The 16,722-nt window shown below is 68.4% G+C and carries 18 protein-coding genes and 1 tRNA gene; 6 read left to right on the top strand and 13 right to left on the bottom strand.

Annotated features, from left to right (window positions below; all coding sequences use genetic code 11):
- Positions 1-593 precede the first annotated feature (593 nt).
- The 9 genes from ABZY44_RS30000 to ABZY44_RS29960 form a co-directional block, all read right to left on the bottom strand.
- Positions 594-1,946 carry a DUF3987 domain-containing protein gene (locus tag ABZY44_RS30000; RefSeq protein ID WP_356659255.1) on the bottom strand — a complete coding sequence of 451 codons (1,353 nt, stop codon included), beginning with the start codon at positions 1,944-1,946 and terminating at the stop codon, positions 594-596.
- Entirely contained in the window at positions 1,943-2,164 is a 222-nt protein-coding gene (locus ABZY44_RS29995; protein WP_356659253.1) for a hypothetical protein, read from the bottom strand. Before ABZY44_RS29995 ends, ABZY44_RS30000 begins: the two co-directional genes overlap by 4 nt.
- A gap of 176 nt (positions 2,165-2,340) precedes the next feature.
- Positions 2,341-3,066, bottom strand: coding sequence for a hypothetical protein (locus ABZY44_RS29990; RefSeq protein ID WP_356659251.1), 726 nt, complete (start codon positions 3,064-3,066; stop codon positions 2,341-2,343).
- Between the two features lie 296 nt (positions 3,067-3,362).
- Entirely contained in the window at positions 3,363-3,890 is a 528-nt protein-coding gene (locus tag ABZY44_RS29985; protein ID WP_356659259.1) for an HNH endonuclease signature motif containing protein, read from the bottom strand.
- A gap of 305 nt (positions 3,891-4,195) precedes the next feature.
- Positions 4,196-4,531, bottom strand: a complete 336-nt coding sequence (locus ABZY44_RS29980; protein WP_356659249.1) for a hypothetical protein — start codon at positions 4,529-4,531, stop codon at positions 4,196-4,198.
- 101 nt (positions 4,532-4,632) lie between these two features.
- Positions 4,633-5,544 carry a hypothetical protein gene (locus ABZY44_RS29975; protein ID WP_356659247.1) on the bottom strand — a complete coding sequence of 304 codons (912 nt, stop codon included), beginning with the start codon at positions 5,542-5,544 and terminating at the stop codon, positions 4,633-4,635.
- A gap of 14 nt (positions 5,545-5,558) precedes the next feature.
- Entirely contained in the window at positions 5,559-5,909 is a 351-nt protein-coding gene (locus ABZY44_RS29970; protein WP_356659246.1) for a hypothetical protein, read from the bottom strand.
- A gap of 302 nt (positions 5,910-6,211) precedes the next feature.
- Positions 6,212-6,871: a hypothetical protein gene (locus ABZY44_RS29965; RefSeq protein ID WP_356659244.1), complete on the bottom strand. Its 660-nt coding sequence runs from the start codon at positions 6,869-6,871 to the stop codon at positions 6,212-6,214.
- A 62-nt stretch (positions 6,872-6,933) separates the two neighbouring features.
- The gene (locus ABZY44_RS29960) at positions 6,934-7,101 is read right to left on the bottom strand and encodes a helix-turn-helix domain-containing protein (protein WP_356659242.1); all 168 of its coding nucleotides are present in this window, start codon (positions 7,099-7,101) and stop codon (positions 6,934-6,936) included.
- 167 nt (positions 7,102-7,268) lie between these two features.
- Between ABZY44_RS29960 and ABZY44_RS29955 the strand changes: the two genes are divergently transcribed.
- Together ABZY44_RS29955 and ABZY44_RS29950 are read left to right on the top strand one after the other, a co-directional pair.
- Positions 7,269-7,829, top strand: a complete 561-nt coding sequence (locus ABZY44_RS29955) for a hypothetical protein (protein ID WP_356659240.1) — start codon at positions 7,269-7,271, stop codon at positions 7,827-7,829.
- Positions 7,830-7,834: 5 nt separating this feature from the next.
- The gene (locus ABZY44_RS29950; protein ID WP_356659238.1) at positions 7,835-9,106 is read left to right on the top strand and encodes a tyrosine-type recombinase/integrase; all 1,272 of its coding nucleotides are present in this window, start codon (positions 7,835-7,837) and stop codon (positions 9,104-9,106) included.
- 88 nt (positions 9,107-9,194) lie between these two features.
- On the opposite strand, the gene ABZY44_RS29945 is transcribed toward ABZY44_RS29950, so the two are convergent.
- A tRNA-Leu gene (locus tag ABZY44_RS29945) sits at positions 9,195-9,282 on the bottom strand.
- 173 nt (positions 9,283-9,455) lie between these two features.
- Between ABZY44_RS29945 and ABZY44_RS29940 the strand changes: the two genes are divergently transcribed.
- The 3 genes from ABZY44_RS29940 to ABZY44_RS29930 all read left to right on the top strand — a co-directional run bounded on the left by ABZY44_RS29940 (position 9,456) and on the right by ABZY44_RS29930 (position 12,210).
- Entirely contained in the window at positions 9,456-10,781 is a 1,326-nt protein-coding gene (locus ABZY44_RS29940; RefSeq protein WP_356659236.1) for a M20/M25/M40 family metallo-hydrolase, read from the top strand.
- 169 nt (positions 10,782-10,950) lie between these two features.
- Positions 10,951-11,184: a chaplin ChpH gene (gene chpH / locus ABZY44_RS29935; protein ID WP_030963738.1), complete on the top strand. Its 234-nt coding sequence runs from the start codon at positions 10,951-10,953 to the stop codon at positions 11,182-11,184.
- 171 nt (positions 11,185-11,355) lie between these two features.
- The gene (locus ABZY44_RS29930; RefSeq protein WP_356659234.1) at positions 11,356-12,210 is read left to right on the top strand and encodes a chaplin family protein; all 855 of its coding nucleotides are present in this window, start codon (positions 11,356-11,358) and stop codon (positions 12,208-12,210) included.
- A gap of 55 nt (positions 12,211-12,265) precedes the next feature.
- Here ABZY44_RS29930 and ABZY44_RS29925 read toward each other — a convergent pair whose 3' ends face one another.
- A complete protein-coding gene (locus tag ABZY44_RS29925; protein ID WP_243333977.1) occupies positions 12,266-12,454 on the bottom strand; it encodes a DUF5703 family protein in 189 nt (62 codons plus the stop codon).
- A 47-nt stretch (positions 12,455-12,501) separates the two neighbouring features.
- Between ABZY44_RS29925 and ABZY44_RS29920 the strand changes: the two genes are divergently transcribed.
- Entirely contained in the window at positions 12,502-13,164 is a 663-nt protein-coding gene (locus tag ABZY44_RS29920) for a hypothetical protein (RefSeq protein WP_356659232.1), read from the top strand.
- A 55-nt stretch (positions 13,165-13,219) separates the two neighbouring features.
- Here ABZY44_RS29920 and ABZY44_RS29915 read toward each other — a convergent pair whose 3' ends face one another.
- Together ABZY44_RS29915 and ABZY44_RS29910 are read right to left on the bottom strand one after the other, a co-directional pair.
- Entirely contained in the window at positions 13,220-15,670 is a 2,451-nt protein-coding gene (locus ABZY44_RS29915) for a helix-hairpin-helix domain-containing protein (protein ID WP_356659230.1), read from the bottom strand.
- Positions 15,667-16,659, bottom strand: a complete 993-nt coding sequence (locus tag ABZY44_RS29910) for an aldo/keto reductase (RefSeq protein WP_356659228.1) — start codon at positions 16,657-16,659, stop codon at positions 15,667-15,669. Before ABZY44_RS29910 ends, ABZY44_RS29915 begins: the two co-directional genes overlap by 4 nt.
- Positions 16,660-16,722 lie beyond the last annotated feature (63 nt).

Below are 16,722 nucleotides of genomic sequence, written 5' to 3'. Positions count from 1 at the left end.
CAGCCCCGACGAATACGAACGCCGACACCACGCCGCTAGACTCACACTCGCCGCGTGATCAATAACCGCGTGCCCACCTTCTTGGGGGAAGGCCCCCTGTCCGCCGGGCAGTTATTGACCGCACGTCGGGTGCGCCCGCTGTCAGCTACAGGCACGACAAGTGCCCCAGCACTCGGAGTGTGGCCGCGTAATGGACATGCAGACGTGGCGGGACAGCCACACACGAGCCACCGACGCACTCGAATCCTTCCGCGCAGCCTTGGCCTCTCTTGGCGTCCCTGAGGCCACATGGGTCGGAATGCGGCCCACGGTCACCTACAACGGCTTGCCCTACGTCCATCTGGGGATGCTCCCCGCCGATGTCGTGGAGCAGATAGCTGAGGCCATGAGGGTCACGAGGACTTCCGCCCACTGAGAGGCGGGAGACGGCCATACCGGGCCACTACCTCAGCTACAAGGTCTTCCACTCCGTGGCCGTAGCGACCTGCTCACCGAACCGAGCTGAACGCCATCTGCCCTGTCCTCCGGAGTAGTCGAAGCAACGAATCAAGCCCCAGCCGACCGGCCGGGGCTTGATTCGTTTGGTGCATCGTTCAGAGCAGTGCGCGGAACGGATTGGCATCGAAAACCGGGGCGGCATGCCGCCGCACTGCCATATCCACGGGTGCTTGCTTCGGAACCGGGCGGTAGGCGTCCATCTGGACGACCGTGGCGCGCTTCACGTCACGCTCCGCGCTGGCCGGCTGAGGATCTGTGTGAACGGGAGCATCACCACGGAGTGTGAAAACGGTGGCCGGTCGGCCCGTCGTTCCTGACCGTTCCACGGTGACGACGATTCCGGGCAGCGCCTTGACCTCTTCGGCGGTCGCCCCCACGTACGGGAGGACCTGAGAGGAGGTCGCCCGCCCGCCGTTCAGTTCGATCCGGGCCAGTACCTTGTCCGCCAGACTGAGCGGCTGCCGCTTCGCCTTCGGAGCGTCGGCCCCCTTGGTGATCCGTACCGCGTCCTGGACGGAGCGGCGTACGAGCGTGAAGGCTGCGGACAGGATTTCATCCGTGATGGTCTCGGAGCACTCGGAAGCGGCAAGGCAGGCCGCTACCCGCAGGGTCTGTTCCGCAGTCCGTTCAATGAACACCGCCTGCCCTTCGGGCAGGGTCTCACCCAAAATGCGCGCGTACCGGCGAACAATCCGCCACAGCGGGCGAGCATCCTCGGAAAGGGTGATCACATGGGGTCGGGCGGTGGCCCATCCGTAAGCGTCGGACAGCTCGGAACCGTCCACCTTGGGCAGGCTCACACGGTCGTCGTCCAGCATCGGAACAGCACCGAGCAGGAACGGCAGGATGCGGTTGTACGAGCCTCCGGCCGCTTCGGACTCACCGACGTACTTGGCCCAGTCAGACGGAGTGATGTGGGAGTGGAGCACCATGGCGGGGCCTTGGATCTCTTGGGCCTCTTCCTTCGTGGTGTTGCGGAGCGTCGCCCCGTCCCACGCGGCCCGGAGTTTCGTGGTGAACGACGGGTCACGTTTGACCCGCTTCAAGATCTCCGTCCATTCCTCTTCGACCACCAGGGCCCGGACGTCGCGCCCGTGCTCTGTCTCGGCGGTCGTTTCCTGCTGCTCCCACAGGTGATTGACCAGACTCGCCCCGGAGGTGATCCCGGAGGTGGTGTGCGTAGCGAGGAACCGTCCCAGGGAAGGGTCCAGGACATGAAGCGCTGCCCGGAGCGCGGTCCCTTTCCCGCGTCCAGTGCCGGCCACCAGAGCCGACCACAGCAGAACAGGGCGAGCGGAGCCACGGGAGGAGACCGTGACGGTTCCGCCGATGGCAGCCGACCACATCGACAGAGCAGCCACGTACACCCCCAACGCGTCCGCTTCGAGGAAGGGGGCGATCTTGCGAACGGCTCGACCGATCGGACCGTAGAAGACAGGGGTGCTCATGCTGCTGCCGCTTCCTGAGAGTTGGTTCGGTTGAGAGGGACGACGGACCGCCATCGGCCCCCGTCTTTGGTCTGGGCGTTGGGCTCCTTGGCTGTCTTGCGCAGCAGTGGGAGCACGTCGCCCCCGTCCGCCGGAATGATCACGGCGGTACAGCGGGTGCCCTTGTCCATGGGGACATGCCGCCGCACGGTGGCCACCGTGGCGGCGTCGTTGCTCACGATCCCCGTACGCTGCCTACCCTTGGGCGTAGTCCAGGTGACCCATGAACCGGGCGTGCAGTCGCCCTTGGATGGCTTCGACTCGGCCCCGTACGCCTTGGCGCTCTTCCACACGCTCAGGTCACTGGGGCCGGGGTGACGGCCGCAGTCAGCGGCCGTCACCGTGGGCGCGGCACTCAGGCCGCTGCCGCTTTTCCCTGGACGGGCTCCCGGTGGGCCAGCTCAAAGGCATGGCGCACGCTCATCGGGACACGACCCTGGACGGGGAGGTTCGGCCAACCGTTCTGCCTTGCCCAGACACGGATCACACGGTTGCGCTCCCGAGTACTCATCTCGGAACGGTCCACCTTGGCAGGCTCGGGAAGTAGGTCACCACCGACCAACTCGCCAGCGCAGACAGCTTCCTTGAAGCGGCCCGGGGCCCGGACATCCATGCAGGGGATGCCACGCTCAGACGCGTGCCGCAGCTTCGTCCCGTTGCGCTCCCCACCCTCACCCAGGATGAGCAGGACCGTGCTGTCATCGGCGCGGCCAACAACCTCGTAGCCCAGGTTCCGCACCGCTTCCCGCGCGGTCTCCCAGTCGTAGCCCGGGATCTCACCAGCCACCATCACGGAAGGAACGGGCTCAGACTCGTTCGCATCCTGGCTCCCGTCCTCCGTCTCGCGCTCCGCCACAACAGGCGACTGCTCACCAGTGGACTCAGGTTCGCCGGCTGCGCCCTCCGGCGCCCCCAGCGCATCCACGAGGTACAGCCCAAAGTTCTCGGCATGAGACCCGCACAGGTCCCACGCACGGGCGCCCAGAGTCAGCGTGTCCGTGGCCTCTTGCTCGCTCCCATCCTTCGCCAGATGGGCGTCACAAAGTGTCTTGAGAACGGGAACGAGCACAGTCTTACGCACGTCAGCATCCTTTGATTCGGAATCTGCAAGGCATGAAGCCAACCGGCCGGAGCATCACTCTCACGACTGCCGCACCCCTCCGTGCGACGTGATCGACATTGCCAATTCCTAATCACAGACAGATAACTAACAGATAGCGTATGTATAACTCTAATTACTTGAATACGCGGGGTAATGCCTTCGTTATTTCGAATAGGGACCGCCGGGGGCGCCTTCCTTCCATCGCGTTTGCCAATCAAAATACGGAGATGCCGAAGCGGCTCGAAATTTGTCGAGCAGCTTCGGTCCTGGGAGTGTTACCGGGCACCAAAAAAGGCGTCCATGATTTCACTAAAATCGCCAAAACCGGACTGCTCAGAACGGGTGGGACGTGGAGTGGTTGAGAAGCCTGAAGCTTGGGCCACCTGTACCTGTTCAGTAACTCTGCGCCGCAACTCATCTATTGCTGCCCTATCTCGGGGAGGGCGCGCTTCGGGAAAGCACTTCCGGAACCATTTTCGCCGCTCTGGATCTTCTATTTCGAGGCACGTGGACTCAACTCTGCGAATCGTTCTCACACACTCCTGGTGAGCGTCCTGGTATGAGCCTAGGAGTGGAATGTCGCCCAGGGGTGTGGCGCTCCTCTGGCGGGGGAGTTGGAATTCTCGCCGCATGATCCATTGGGGAAGTGGGCTATCTCCCTTGCTCAAGTTGCAGTCGTCACAGGCTGGAACCAGGTTCTTGGAACTGTCCTCTCCGCCTCCAGCAAGCGGAATCACGTGATCCATGACACGAGACTCCGCACCGCAGTAGACGCACCGACCGTTGTGAGCGAACAAGACCATCATGTGAACCCACCAGTAGAACCGCCTTCTTGCCACTCCACCCCTTCCGCCGTGCTTGTGGCGCGACAGTAGCGAGCGCCTCTGACAAACGCTTGCTCAGGCTCGGCAGGGGAAGCAACGTGGCGGCGCATGTTCAAGCCGGTCATCCCATGGACGGGCATCGCCGGTCAGAAGCCATCCGATGTGAACGGAGAACTCTCGGAGGCAACCGAAGCACTGGGGATCTACCGAGGGGCATTCGATGCCGGGCTTGTGCTGGCCATCATGGGTGCCTGCGGCCCCGGCCTTGACCGCTCGGCGAGCGCTCACTGCGCATCACCTTGGAAGGCCCAGCCGAGCCGCTTCATGCCCTCTGCGGTCAACCCCAAGGAGCTCGCAAGGTGCCGGTACTCCATCTGATGTGTGCTTGTCGCCATGCCGTCCAGGATGTTGCTGAAGTAGGTGAGCATCACCGCCACAGTCGGGATGAACGACTCGTCCCACATGTTGGCCTGAGGGCCGCTCCACCACTGCCGCCACTGCTCGCGTTCCGCATCGGTCCACTCCCGGCCCGGCGGCATGTCGGGCACTGGTAGGCCGTGGTCCCACGGAAGTTCGACCAGCCCCTTGTATCGGGAGTGGGGAGAAATGGGGTTACGCATCTTCGGCATGGTGTGACCTCCAGGAGTTACAGCCGGCTGTGCGGAGAATGGATGGAACGGGCCCCTGCCTATGAGGCAGGGGCCCGGGACGGTTCGGTCGATCAGGCCGCAGCGGGCCACTCGACGGCGGCCTTGACGATGCCCTTCGTTGGCTTGGATTCATCGAACGTGGAATCCACCTTCTTGGTGTCCAGCTCCGGGTAGCGGACGATCTTGCCGCCGTACAGGTGGAGCGTGTCGATGTAGTCGGCCCGGTACTTCTCCGACTGGCCCTCACGGAAGCCAGAGAACTGGGAAGCGTAGGTGGCGAACTCCTTGTGTCCGGCCACGATGTCCACGCCCGTCGGCATGGCCGTGGTGCTCAGGATCGTGAAGCCCGCCAGGCGTGCCACGACACCGTTCGCAGTTACGCCGCCCTCGCCGTAGGCGGCAGCGTTGGCGACGGCCGGGTGTTCCACGAGGTAGCGCTTCACGCGCGGCGAGACGACCACGTACCGGCCTGCCGGGATGTCGTTGTCGTCCAGAGCCAGCATCATGTCCAGGATCGTGCTGTAGAGGCTCTGAGGGATGTTCGCTGCGGTCGGCTTGACGTTGGGGAGTGCCGTGGCGCCCTTGGTGATGACACCGCCCATGAACGTGTCGGCTTCCCGGGCAAGGGCCCGAATCATCTGCTGATTGATCGGGGAGCTGAGGCCGCCTGCAACCTGGACTCGCTCCGCGTCCTCAATGAGGACCTGGAGGTACTTGGCCTCAGTGATCGGAAGCTTCTGATCTACGGTCTCCGGTCGCTGGGCGGTCATGCCGTCCGGGAGCTTGTAGTCACCGACAGAGGGCCGCAGAAGCGAGTTGATGTGAACAACATCGCCCCTCTTCCTGATCTCACCCTCGTACTTGTTGTTGGAAACGACCGGGGAAGCCCAGACCAGCAGTGGGTCAAACTGAGTGAGCAGGTCGGCATCCCAGATCTCCGGAACGAACGTGTTGCTAGCGGCGGACTGGTAAGCAAAGGTCATATAGGTACTCCTGGTTAGCGGTTACGGACGTCGAGGGAAACGCTGCGGACCGAAGGCGGACCGTTGCGGTTGTAGCCAGCTCCAGCAATGGGAGCAAACTTCGGCTCCTGCGCTGCCGCAAGTGGAGCCAGAGCCTTACCGATTGCCTCGGCTGACGGATTGCCGTCCTCGCCGAGGAGCTTGGAAGCGTCTAGATAGTCGGTGAAACCGTCACCGAGCTTGATACCGGCCTGGGCGGCCTGAGTCCTAAGTTCGGCCTTAGCGAGCTTGGTGGCGTACTCACGCTGCACCTCGGCCCGAACGACTTCAGAACCGTCGGCCGGCACCTGGGCTGAAGAACGGGAATCAGTCTGTGGGTCGCTCACAGGCGACACCTCCTCAGAATCTAATCAAGTGGGAAGAAAGTAAGGGCCGCTCTCAAGGCGGCCCATCACACCTCACAAGAGGACAACGTAAGAGAAGACACTGCCCCCCTTACCCCCCACTGTGAACGATGCAAGTAGGAAGCAAGGGAGGAGTCTTCTCTACGTTTCCCCTCACAGGGAGGTGTCCGCAGAGCCTCATAACGACTTAGGAACTGCCCGGCCCGTAGGCCGCGCCAGAGGCACACCGCCGAGTGTGCATGGCCCCAGAGAGAACGTCTCTCCATAGTCTCTGAATAAATGCTTCACAGTGCTCGGGGGAAGTTCAGCGTCTCCCACACGTCCCGGGACTGCTGGTGCTGGTCCGTGCTCCTGCCGCCGACCTTCGGAGTCTTCAACCAGGTTGGAGCGGCTGGCTTCTCGCCGCCTGGCCGGTAGGACAGATTTCGGTGAACGCCGACGTAGATTCCCCGGCGCCTGAGCCGTTGTGTGCGGCTCTTGGACGACTTCTTGTGGGGGTCGCAGTACCTCCGAGGCTTGCCCCTTCCCCGGTCCGCCTTGGAGGCGTATAGCGGCTTTTCGCATCCGTCCCATCGACACGTCTCGGGTGGGAAGTTCCGGCGTTCTATCGTGAACCCAGAACCGAACGGTTCCGAATCATCTACCGAGTCGATGAGTTGCGCCACGGGTTCCGTTGGTTCCAGACGCTTTCGCATCATGCTTTCCACGGCGTGACGCCCCGCCTCTGGGTCGAAGTCGGGCAGCGACGCGCAAAGCGCTGCCACTACCAAAGGAACCATTCCGGTATGCGCCGCAGCTATCCGCTCGAACTCCGTTTCCGGCCGCTGCGTCCAGGGTTCGGGCCACCCTTCGGGTTCCTCCTCGCCTGCCGCCTCCAAAATGGCGTCTGCTCGTTGCTCCAAAGCGGCCCGCTTCCGGTCGCTCAGCGGCGGCATGGTGTTCACATGATCTCCTCGGGAAACAAAAAAGCCCCCGATTGCCTCGGGGGCGCCATTCGTCATGCTGTTCAGTCCTGCCGGTCTAGCCATTTCTCCAGGTCCGTCGGGCGGCACCGGAGGGCTTGCCCCACCTTCCGGAATGGGATGCCCTCCCTACGCCAGACCCCGTAAACCCAAGATCGGGGCTTCCCGAGGTAGCTCGCCACGTCGTCCACCGTCATCAGCTTCTTGTCCATCCGTCCTCCCCCAAAGCCGGCCCCAGTGGGTGGCAGTTCCCCCGTTGCTGTCCGGCGCGATCTCAGAGTGCCAGCATCCGAACATGCTGCGTCAAGTTCAATTCGAGTGACTCGCGCCACCCCTCCGAACCTCTTGCATCTAGTTCGGGTGCGGCTATGGTGGGGACGTGAACACAGAAGAGGTAGACGCCGTCAATGAGTGGCGGCGTGACGGTCAAGAGCTGGTCTGGCGCCGCTACTACGGCCCCTGGGAGGTCTCGGCGCGAGCGAACGTGGGAGCGCCGTTCACCGGGCCGTCAGAACTAAGAATCCGACTGAACGTCGGCGGCAACGGCGACGAGATCGACCAGTTGATGGAGGAGGCCTTGGAGACAGATGGCATCCCGGCCAGCCTTCTACGGCAAGTGCCGTTCGCGGAGATCAAGGCGCAGTTCCGGGCGGCGCTGAGCCAACAGCAGGACCGGGCCATGAACGAGCCGTGGCCCGTGCCCAAGCGGTGTCGCACGGACCTGGACTACGCGCTGCTGGTGGCCGAACTGATGCGGATGCGGAGCACCGGAACGACAGCACCGCAAGGGGAGTTGGCCGCCCGTCTGGGGGTCGGCAAGGCAACTCTCTCGGAGCGCATCAAGCGAGCTAAGGAGCTGGACCTGTGGGACGGCAAGCGGCTCACCGACAAGGCCACGGCACTCCTGAATGACTGGATGAATGAGCGGAAGGAGCAGTAACGCCAGTGGCCAAGCGTGGCAACGGACTCGGCGGCACACCCGTGGAGATCAAGCGCACGGGAAGACCGAACACCTGGGGCGTGCGGACGCCCCTCCACTTCAACAAGGCGACAGGGGAGAAGGAGCGCTACTGGATAGGCCGGGAGTACAAGACCAAGACCGAGGCAGAGAAGGCGCTGAGGAAATGGCACACCGACCACGAGGCGGGCAAGATCGCGGCCCGCTCGGACATGCAGCTCGGTGACTGGCTGGAGAAGTGGCTGAGCAATCACAGGAAGGAGGGGACGACCGTGGCCGGGTACGAGACGAAGATCCGTCTACACATCAAGCCGCACATCGGCAGCATGAAGCTGTGCGAGGTCACGGATGACACCCTGGACGACCTCTACCGGCTTCTGGAGACCGCCCCGTGTCCCACCAACAAGGGGAAGCCTCTGGGGGCCAAGAGTGTCCGGCACGTTCACAACATCCTGTCCGGTGCCCTCGGCGCGGCAGTGCCCAAGCTGATCCCTGCCAACCCGGCCACAACGGCACACCCGCCCACGGCGCGGCAGATCAAGGCACAGGAGCAGAGTTATCCGACCGTGGACGACAGCCAGACGGCGCGGTTCCTGGGCTCTGTGTGGGAGCCGTGCGGCAACCGGGCCTGTGACGGCGGTCTGACTCACCACTGCCTTAGGGACGCTCCGCTCTGGACGGTCTACGCCGCAACGGGTGTCCGGCGCAGTGAGGCTCTGGGAATGAAGTGGTCCCTCGTGCGCTGGGATGAAGGGGCCATAGAACTGGGCTGGGTCGTGGTCGAGGAAGGCAACACGTATCGGCTCCGGAAGCTGACCAAGGACGGTGATGCCAACGCGGTCATCTATGTGGACCAGAGCGTCATGAAAGTCCTCAAGTGGCAGAGGTCCCGGCAGGACGGCGAGCGTGCCCGTATGGGAGCCGCGTGGACCGATCACGACCTCGTTTTCGCCCGGGACGGCTTCAAGCTCTACCGGGGCGAGGCGGGTGGCCCTCAGGACCCGGAGAAGGTGTCGGCAAGGTGGCGCACCCTTCGGAGCCGGCTGCACCTGCCGGAGGACTTCCGAATCCATGACTGGAGGCACAGCAAGGTCACGAACGACCTGGAGGCCGGGGAGAACCCCGTAGAGGTCTCAGCAAACGTCCGGCACCACTCGCCGGGCTACACGATGGCCCGGTACGGGCACTCACGTAAGGATGGAGCGCGGAAGCTCGCCGCCTCCGGAGCGGGTCGACTCGGCCTGTCATCCCTGGTCTGACCTGGGGAATCTCTGGGCTGTTGGTCACGTGGTTGGTCACGCCACAGCCTGGAAAAGCAAAAAACCCCACACGAAGTGGGGTCTTAGCTGGTGTCCGAGGGGGGACTTGAACCCCCACGCCCGATAAAGGGCACTAGCACCTCAAGCTAGCGCGTCTGCCATTCCGCCACCCGGACAAGGTGTCTGTCTCGCGTCCCTCGCGGGCCGTTCCGACGTGGAAAACATTACCAAACATTCCGGGGTCCCCGATCACACCCCCCGGCGGCCGGGGATCGCCTTGGGGAGAGCGGGCCGGAGCGGGAGGATGGGTCCGTTCGATACCGATCAGTGGTCAGTGGGAGGAAGCAGCGTGAGCGACTCGAGCGCGGGCAGGACCGTATCCGGCGAGGACGAGGTCGTCGACCTCTGCCGGGACCTCATCCGGATCGACACCAGCAACTACGGCGACCACTCCGGACCCGGTGAGCGCAAGGCGGCCGAGTGGGTCGCCGAGCAGCTCGCCGAGGTCGGGCTGGAGCCGCAGATCTTCGAATCGCACAAGGGCCGCGCCTCGACCGTGGCGCGGATCGAGGGCGAGGACCCCTCCCGGCCCGCCCTGCTGATCCACGGGCACACCGACGTGGTCCCGGCCAACGCCGCCGACTGGACCTACGACCCCTTCGCCGGCGAGATCGCCGACGGCTGCCTGTGGGGCCGGGGCGCCGTCGACATGAAGGACATGGACGCGATGACGCTGGCCGTCGTGCGCGACCGCATGCGCAGCGGCCGCAAGCCCCCGCGCGACATCGTGCTGGCCTTCCTCGCGGACGAGGAGGCGGGCGGCACCTACGGCGCACGGCACCTCGTCGACAAGCACCCCGGACTGTTCGAAGGGGTCACCGAGGCGATCGGCGAGGTCGGCGGCTTCTCCTTCACGGTGAACGAGAACCTGCGGCTGTACCTGGTGGAGACGGCCCAGAAGGGCATGCACTGGATGCGCCTGACGGTGGAGGGCACGGCCGGCCACGGGTCGATGACCAACACCGACAACGCCATCACCGAGCTGTGCGAGGCCGTCGGGCGCCTGGGCCGCCACACGTGGCCGGTACGGGTCACCAAGACCGTGCGGCACTTCCTGGACGAGCTCTCGGATGCGCTGGGCACCCCGCTGGACCCGGACGACATGGACGCCACGCTCGCCAAGCTCGGCGGCATCGCCAAGATGGTCGGCGCGACCCTGCGCAACTCGGCCGCCCCGACGATGCTCGGCGCGGGCTACAAGGTCAACGTCATCCCCGGGCAGGCCACCGCCCACGTGGACGGCCGCTTCCTGCCGGGCCACGAGGAGGAGTTCTTCACCGACCTCGACCGGATCCTCGGCCCGCGCGTGAAGCGCGAGGACGTCCATGCGGACAAGGCGCTGGAGACGGACTTCGACGGCAAGCTCGTGGACGCGATGCAGACCGCCCTGAAGGCGCACGACCCGATCGCGCGCGCCGTCCCGTACATGCTCTCCGGCGGTACGGACGCCAAGTCCTTCGACGACCTCGGCATCCGCTGCTTCGGCTTCGCGCCGCTCCAGCTGCCGCCGGAGCTGGACTTCGCCGGGATGTTCCACGGGGTGGACGAGCGGGTGCCGGTGGAGGGCCTGAAGTTCGGCGTGCGGGTCCTCGACCGCTTCATCGACGAATCCTGAACCGGGTCGCGGGAGGAGCGGGACGAGTTCTCGGCCGGGGAATCGGGTGGGTGTGCGAAACCCACTGAGAAGAGTGAATGCACTCATACGCTCGTAGCCCCGGTGATCCCTCCTCGTTACAGGTGGTGCGGTCCGCGGCTGGGACCGCACTTGCCTACTAGGAGGAACAATGCTCAAGAAGGTTGTCGCTGCGGCGGCTGCTACCGGTGGTCTGGTTCTCGCGGGTGCGGGTCTGGCCGTCGCCGACGCGGGTGCGCAGGGTGCGGCCATCGGTTCGCCCGGTGTCCTGTCCGGCAACGTCGTCCAGGTTCCCGTTCACATCCCGGTGAACGTCTGCGGCAACACGGTCTCCGTGATCGGCCTGCTGAACCCGGCTTTCGGCAACACCTGCGTCAACGCCTGACGCTTCTGAAGTTCTGGGCCCCGGAGTGCACACCAGCGCTCCGGGGCCGCCGGGCTTTACGGCCCGAACACGATCTTTCGGCGCGCCGGGCAGGGGAGCCCGCGCGGCCCGCGCGCCGACCCGACCGTGCGCGTGAGTGCGCGCACGACGCACCCAGGGGACGAAGTACAGATGCGACGACAGGCACAGGTCACCGGCAGGAAGACCTTGATCACCATGGCGGCCGCAGGCGGTCTGCTCGCCTTCGGCGGCGGCTACGCGCAGGCCGACTCCGTGGCCGCCGGCCATACGGCGAACTCGCCCGGCCTGCTGTCCGGGAACGCCGCGGAGGCACCCGTGGACGTACCGGTGAACGCCTGTGGGAACACGGTGAACGTGGTGGGGGCCCTGAACCCGGCCTTCGGCAACCGCTGCGCCAACGTCTCGGGCCGCCCGGGACACACGGCCCCACAGGGACACCCGACCCACCCCGGGCACCCGGGCCAGCCGGGTCGTCCGGACCAACCGTGCGACGAGGACGAGGGTCCGCACCACCCCGGCCACCCCGGCCACCCCGGAGGTCCTGGGAATCACGGGACTCCTGGGGACCATGGGACTCCCGGTGATCACGGGACTCCTGGCAACCACGGGACTCCTGGCAACCACGGGAACCCTGGTGACCACGGAACTCCGGGTGACCACGGGACTCCCGGTGACCACGGGACCCCCGGCGATCACGGAACTCCTGGCAACCACGGGACCCCGGGTGACCACGGGAACCCGGGCGGTCCGGGTGACCAGGGCACCCCGGGTGGGCCCGGCGATCAGGGGACCCCCGGCGGTCCGGGTGATCAGGGGACCCCCTCGGGGCCCGGCACCACCCCGGTCGTGCCCGTCGCGCACCCCGCGCCGGGCACCGGTTCGACCCCGACGGGGGGACTGGCCGCCACCGGCGCCGGTGACGTCCTCACCGCCGGCGTGCCCCTCGCCGCGGGCATGCTGCTGGCAGGCGCCGTGCTCTACCGCCGGGCGCGCAACGCCGCCTGACGAAGGTCCACGCGGATCTGGTCCGGTGCGCGGGTTCCCGGGAGCGGGACCCGCGTCACCAGGTCGCGCGCACCTGACGGATGATCCGGCGGCGCAGTCGCACGCGGCGACTGCCGTCCCGGAGCAGCGTGAGGCGGTCGAGCTCCCAGTGTCCGTACTCGGCGTGCTCGGTCAGCAGGCGGGTCGTTTCCTGGCGCGGAACCCCTCGGGGCACGTACAGGTCGACAAATTCGTATTCCGGCATCGCATCTATTGTGCGGGCAGAGCCCTGCTACGGATAGCGTCTGCACTATGTCTGATGCCGCTCTGCCCACTGTTGCCGAGGTACGCGCCGCCGCCGAGGCGGTCAAGGCCGCGCTCGACCGTCACCTCGCCGCGGTCGAGAGCAGGATCGGGGACGATGATCCGGACGTCTACGCGGCGTTCAACGAACTCGCCGCCGCCGCCGAGGAGTACGACGAACTCCTCTACGACCGCTACGACGAGGTCACCCCCTTCGAGATCCCCACTCCCGACGACGGGCTCCCGTACACCGGGCCCGCCGAGCCCGCCGCCTTCAGCGTGCTCATCCGCCGCGACTACGCCGTCGTCGAACCGGCCCGGCTGATCGCCCAGGCGGAGCGGGTCGTCGCCCACGACCGCGATGCCGAGCTCGCCCACGACGGAGGGACCGCCGACGCGCTCGGCGTGCTCTTCGGCGAGTACGAACCGGACGAGATCGCCTCCCGCGCAAAGGACTTCGGCCTGGAGGAAGGCGACTCCACGCTCTGGATCGCCGCCTCGGAGGAGATCGCCGAACCGGGGGAGTGGCTGAGCACGCCCTTCGCGCACACCGATCCGCAGGACGTGATGCACCGCTTCGACGTCAGCTCGGTCTTCGACGGCGAGACGGACGACGGAGACGACGCGTACGCCGACGACGAGGCGCAGCAGCCCGGCCTGACCCCGGCCTGACCCCGCCCGCCGTGAGACGACAGCGGCCCCCGTCCCGACCGGGACGGGGGTCGCGTCACGTCGCGCGCCGCTCTTCGGGCCGCGCCGGCACCTGGGCCCGCGCCGCTTCCGCGAGCGCCCGCACCAGGGCGGTCAGCCGGGTCGTACGGGGCTTCGGCAGCACCTCCGCGACCGCGCGCGCCAGCGCCTGGTCCACTCCGTGCACCACCGACAGGTGCCGCCCGGCCCGCCCGAACGCCGTGTACACCCAGTCCCGGGACAGGGCCTGCGCCGCGTCCCCGGGCAGGACGACGACCACGGCGGGCCAGTGCGCCCCGACCGCCTGGTGCGCGGTCACGGCCCAGCCGTGCCGGACCTGGGACTCCACCCGCTCCTGGGGTACGACGGTCCGCGCGCCCGCGGCCCCCTCCAGGTGCAGCCCCCGGGCGTCGGCCGACACCACCCGGGCCGGCAGCGCCCGCCCGGGGGAGGGCACGTGGACGACCCGGTCGCCCGGGTCGAAGCCGCCGAACCGGCCGGGGCCCGGGTTCAGCCGCTCCTTGAGGGCCGCGTTGAGCGCCCGGGTGCCCGCCGAGCCGCCGTGGCCCGGGGTGATGACCTGGACCGCGTCCGCGGGGACGCCGAACGCGCGGGGCACCGAGTCGGCGACCAGCTGCACGGTGCGGTGCACGGCCTCCCCGGCGTCCTTCACCGGGACGATGACGACCTCCTTGCCGGGGGCGTCGACCTGGTGGAGCTCCCCGATCCCGATGCCGGAGACCAGCTCGCCGATCGGACCGGGGTCGGGGACGCGGGAGACCAGGTGGGGGAAGGCGCGGGCCGCCAGGACGTCGGCGAAGACCCGGCCGGGGCCCGCGGAGCCGAGCACCGCGGGGTCGCCGGACAGCACCAGGCGCGCGCCGTCGGGAACGGACTCCACCAGTGCCGCCGCCGTGTCCACGTCCAGCTGCGGGGCGTCGAGGACGATGAGCAGGTCCAGCGCGAACCGGCCGTCCGCGTCCCGGCCGGGGCCCTCGGCGCCGGCGAGCAGTCCGGCCACCGTGACGGCTCCGTCCGCCGGGGCGTGCGCGGCGACGCAGGCCCGCAGGCCGGCCTCCCGCGCGGCCGCGAGCAGGGCGAGGGGTTCGGCGCGGGCGGCCTCGCCCCCGGTGTGGGTGACCAGGCCGTGGCCGGACGCCGCGCGGATCAGCTCGGCGCCGCTGCGGGCCGCTCTGGCGGCCTCTTCCCAGTCTGCGGGGCCGGTGAAGGTGTTGGCGATCCGGGCCAGGCCCTCGGCGAGGCTCTCCTCGGCCATGGCGGAGTGCTCCAGGCCCACGAGGAGACGTACGGGCTGCTCCTCGCCCTCCGGGGCGGGCGGGCCGACCGGCTCCTCGAAGACGAGCACGGACCCGTCGCCGGCCGCCGCCTCGAGCGCCTCGGCGGGGTCGGGTACGCCGTACTGGGTGAGGGCGGACTCCAGGGTGGGCGCCTCGAGCACGGTGTGCCCCTTGGCGGCGGCCTGCGCGAGCAGCCAGCTCACCAGGGCGGCGGCCCGCCGCTCGTCCCCGGGGCCGGTGGCTTCGGCGCCGAGCAGCGCGCGCGCGAAGCCGTCGGCCTGCGTCGGGCGGACCCCGGCGACGGCGAGCAGCCGCCAGGGGGACTCGGCGAGCTGCCCGGCGGCGTCGTCACCGAGCACGGTGGCCACCTGGGGGGCCAGGGACTCGGGGGCCCCGCCGCGGGCGAGTACGGCGCGCACGGCCCCGACGGCGTCGGAGGACGGCGACGCCGCGACCGGCGGGGCGGGAACGGGGGCGCGCTCCGGAGCGGGCGCGGGGACCGTCCTGCGCGGTGCGGTGGGGGGAGCCGGTGCGTCGTACGCGGCGGGGGGCCTGCCGCCGCCCTCCACGGCCCGTACGGCGGCCAGCAGGTCGGCGGCCGTGCCGCTGAGCTTGGCCCCGGCGTCGACGGGGCCCTCGCGCTCGGCCTTGCGCCGGGCGATGCGCTCCCGCTCGATCTTCTGCGCGGCCAGCTCGGCGGCGGCCTCACTGAGCGCGGGCGCGCTCCCGGCCGCGTCGGCGGTCCCGTCGGCGGTGGTCCCGGCTTCGGTGTCGGCCTTGGCTTCGGCTTCGGTCTCGGCCTCGGTGTCGGTGTCGGCGGTGGTCCCGGCTTCGGTGTCGGCCTCGGCGTCCGCGTCGGCGGTGGCCCCGGCCTCGGTGTCGTCGTCGGCGTCGTCCTCGTCGCTGGTGGGCTCCGCCCCCGTGTCCCCGTGCGCGGCTCCGCCGGAGGCATCCGTGCCCTGCACCCCGGTGCGGTCCGCGTCCCCGGCTCCGTCGGAGGCGTGCACCGCGTCCGCGGGGTCGGGCCGCGCCCCGGCCGCCTCCGCCGGGCCGGGCTCCTGTCCGGCCCCGTCCGGAGCGGGCTCCCCCGACTCGGCTCCGGGAGCCGGGCCGGGCCGGGAGGCGGGGGTCGCCGCCGCGCCGGGGGCGGGGTCCCGGGCCGGGTCTTCCGCGGCAGCGGTGTCGCTCACAAGGTGCTCCAGTCCTGATCGGGGTAGCGGTGGACGGGCGCCGAGACGTCGTCCAGCGCCCGGCGGATCTCCTCCGGAAGACTAAGCGTCTCCACCGACAGCGCCGCGCCGAGCTGCGCCGCCGTCCGCGCGCCGACGATCGGGGCGGCCACGCCCGGCCGGTCCCGCACCCACGACAGGGCCACCTGCAGCGGGGTCACGGCCAGACCGTGGGCGGCCGTCGCGACCGCGTCCACGATGCGGCTCGCCGTGTCGTCCAGATAGGGGTCCACGAAGGCGGACAGCGTCTCGGAGGCGCCCCGGGAGTCCGCCGGGGTGCCCGCCCGGTACTTGCCCGTCAGCACGCCCCGGCCCAGCGGGGACGAGGGGAGCATCCCCAGCCCCAGGTCCAGCGCCGCCGGCAGGACCTCCCGTTCCACACCCCGCTGGAGCAGGGAGTACTCCATCTGCGTCGACGCCAGCCGGGTCCGTACGCCGGGCGCCGCGAGCTGCCAGGTCGCCGCCTTCGCCAGCTGCCAGCCGCTGAAGTTCGACACGCCCGCGTACCGGGCCCGGCCGCTGCTCACCGCCAGGTCCAGTGCCTGGAGGGTCTCCTCCAGCGGGGTCCCGGGGTCGAAGGCGTGGACCTGCCAGAGGTCGACGTAGTTCGTGCCCAGGCGGGCCAGTGAATCGTCCAGGGCGGCCAGCAGGTGGCCCCGGGAGCAGTCGAAGGGGTGGCCCCGTTCCGCGACCCCGCCCGCCTTCGTCGCGATGACCAGGTCCCGCCGCGGCACGACGGAACCGATCAACTGCCCGAGGAGGTACTCCGCCTCCCCGCCCCCGTACACGTCCGCCGTGTCGACGAGCGTGCCGCCCGCGTTCCAGAAGGTCTTCAACTGCGCGGCCGCTTCCGCCTCGTCGGTGCCGTCCGCCGACCGGCCCCACGTCAGTGTGCCGAGACCGATCCGGGAGACGCGCAGTCCGGTGCGGCCGAGATGCCTCTGCTCCATGAGGGCTGAGACTACTGCGGCGCTGTCCTGCGGCACCCGGGCGCGCTAGAGTCCCCGCAGACC

The sequence above is a fragment of the Streptomyces sp. NPDC006544 genome (genome assembly GCF_040611715.1).
Lineage (GTDB): Bacteria > Actinomycetota > Actinomycetes > Streptomycetales > Streptomycetaceae > Streptomyces.
The sequence above is the reverse complement of the archived record's forward strand: the minus strand, read 5'-3'. Positions and strand labels throughout refer to the sequence as shown.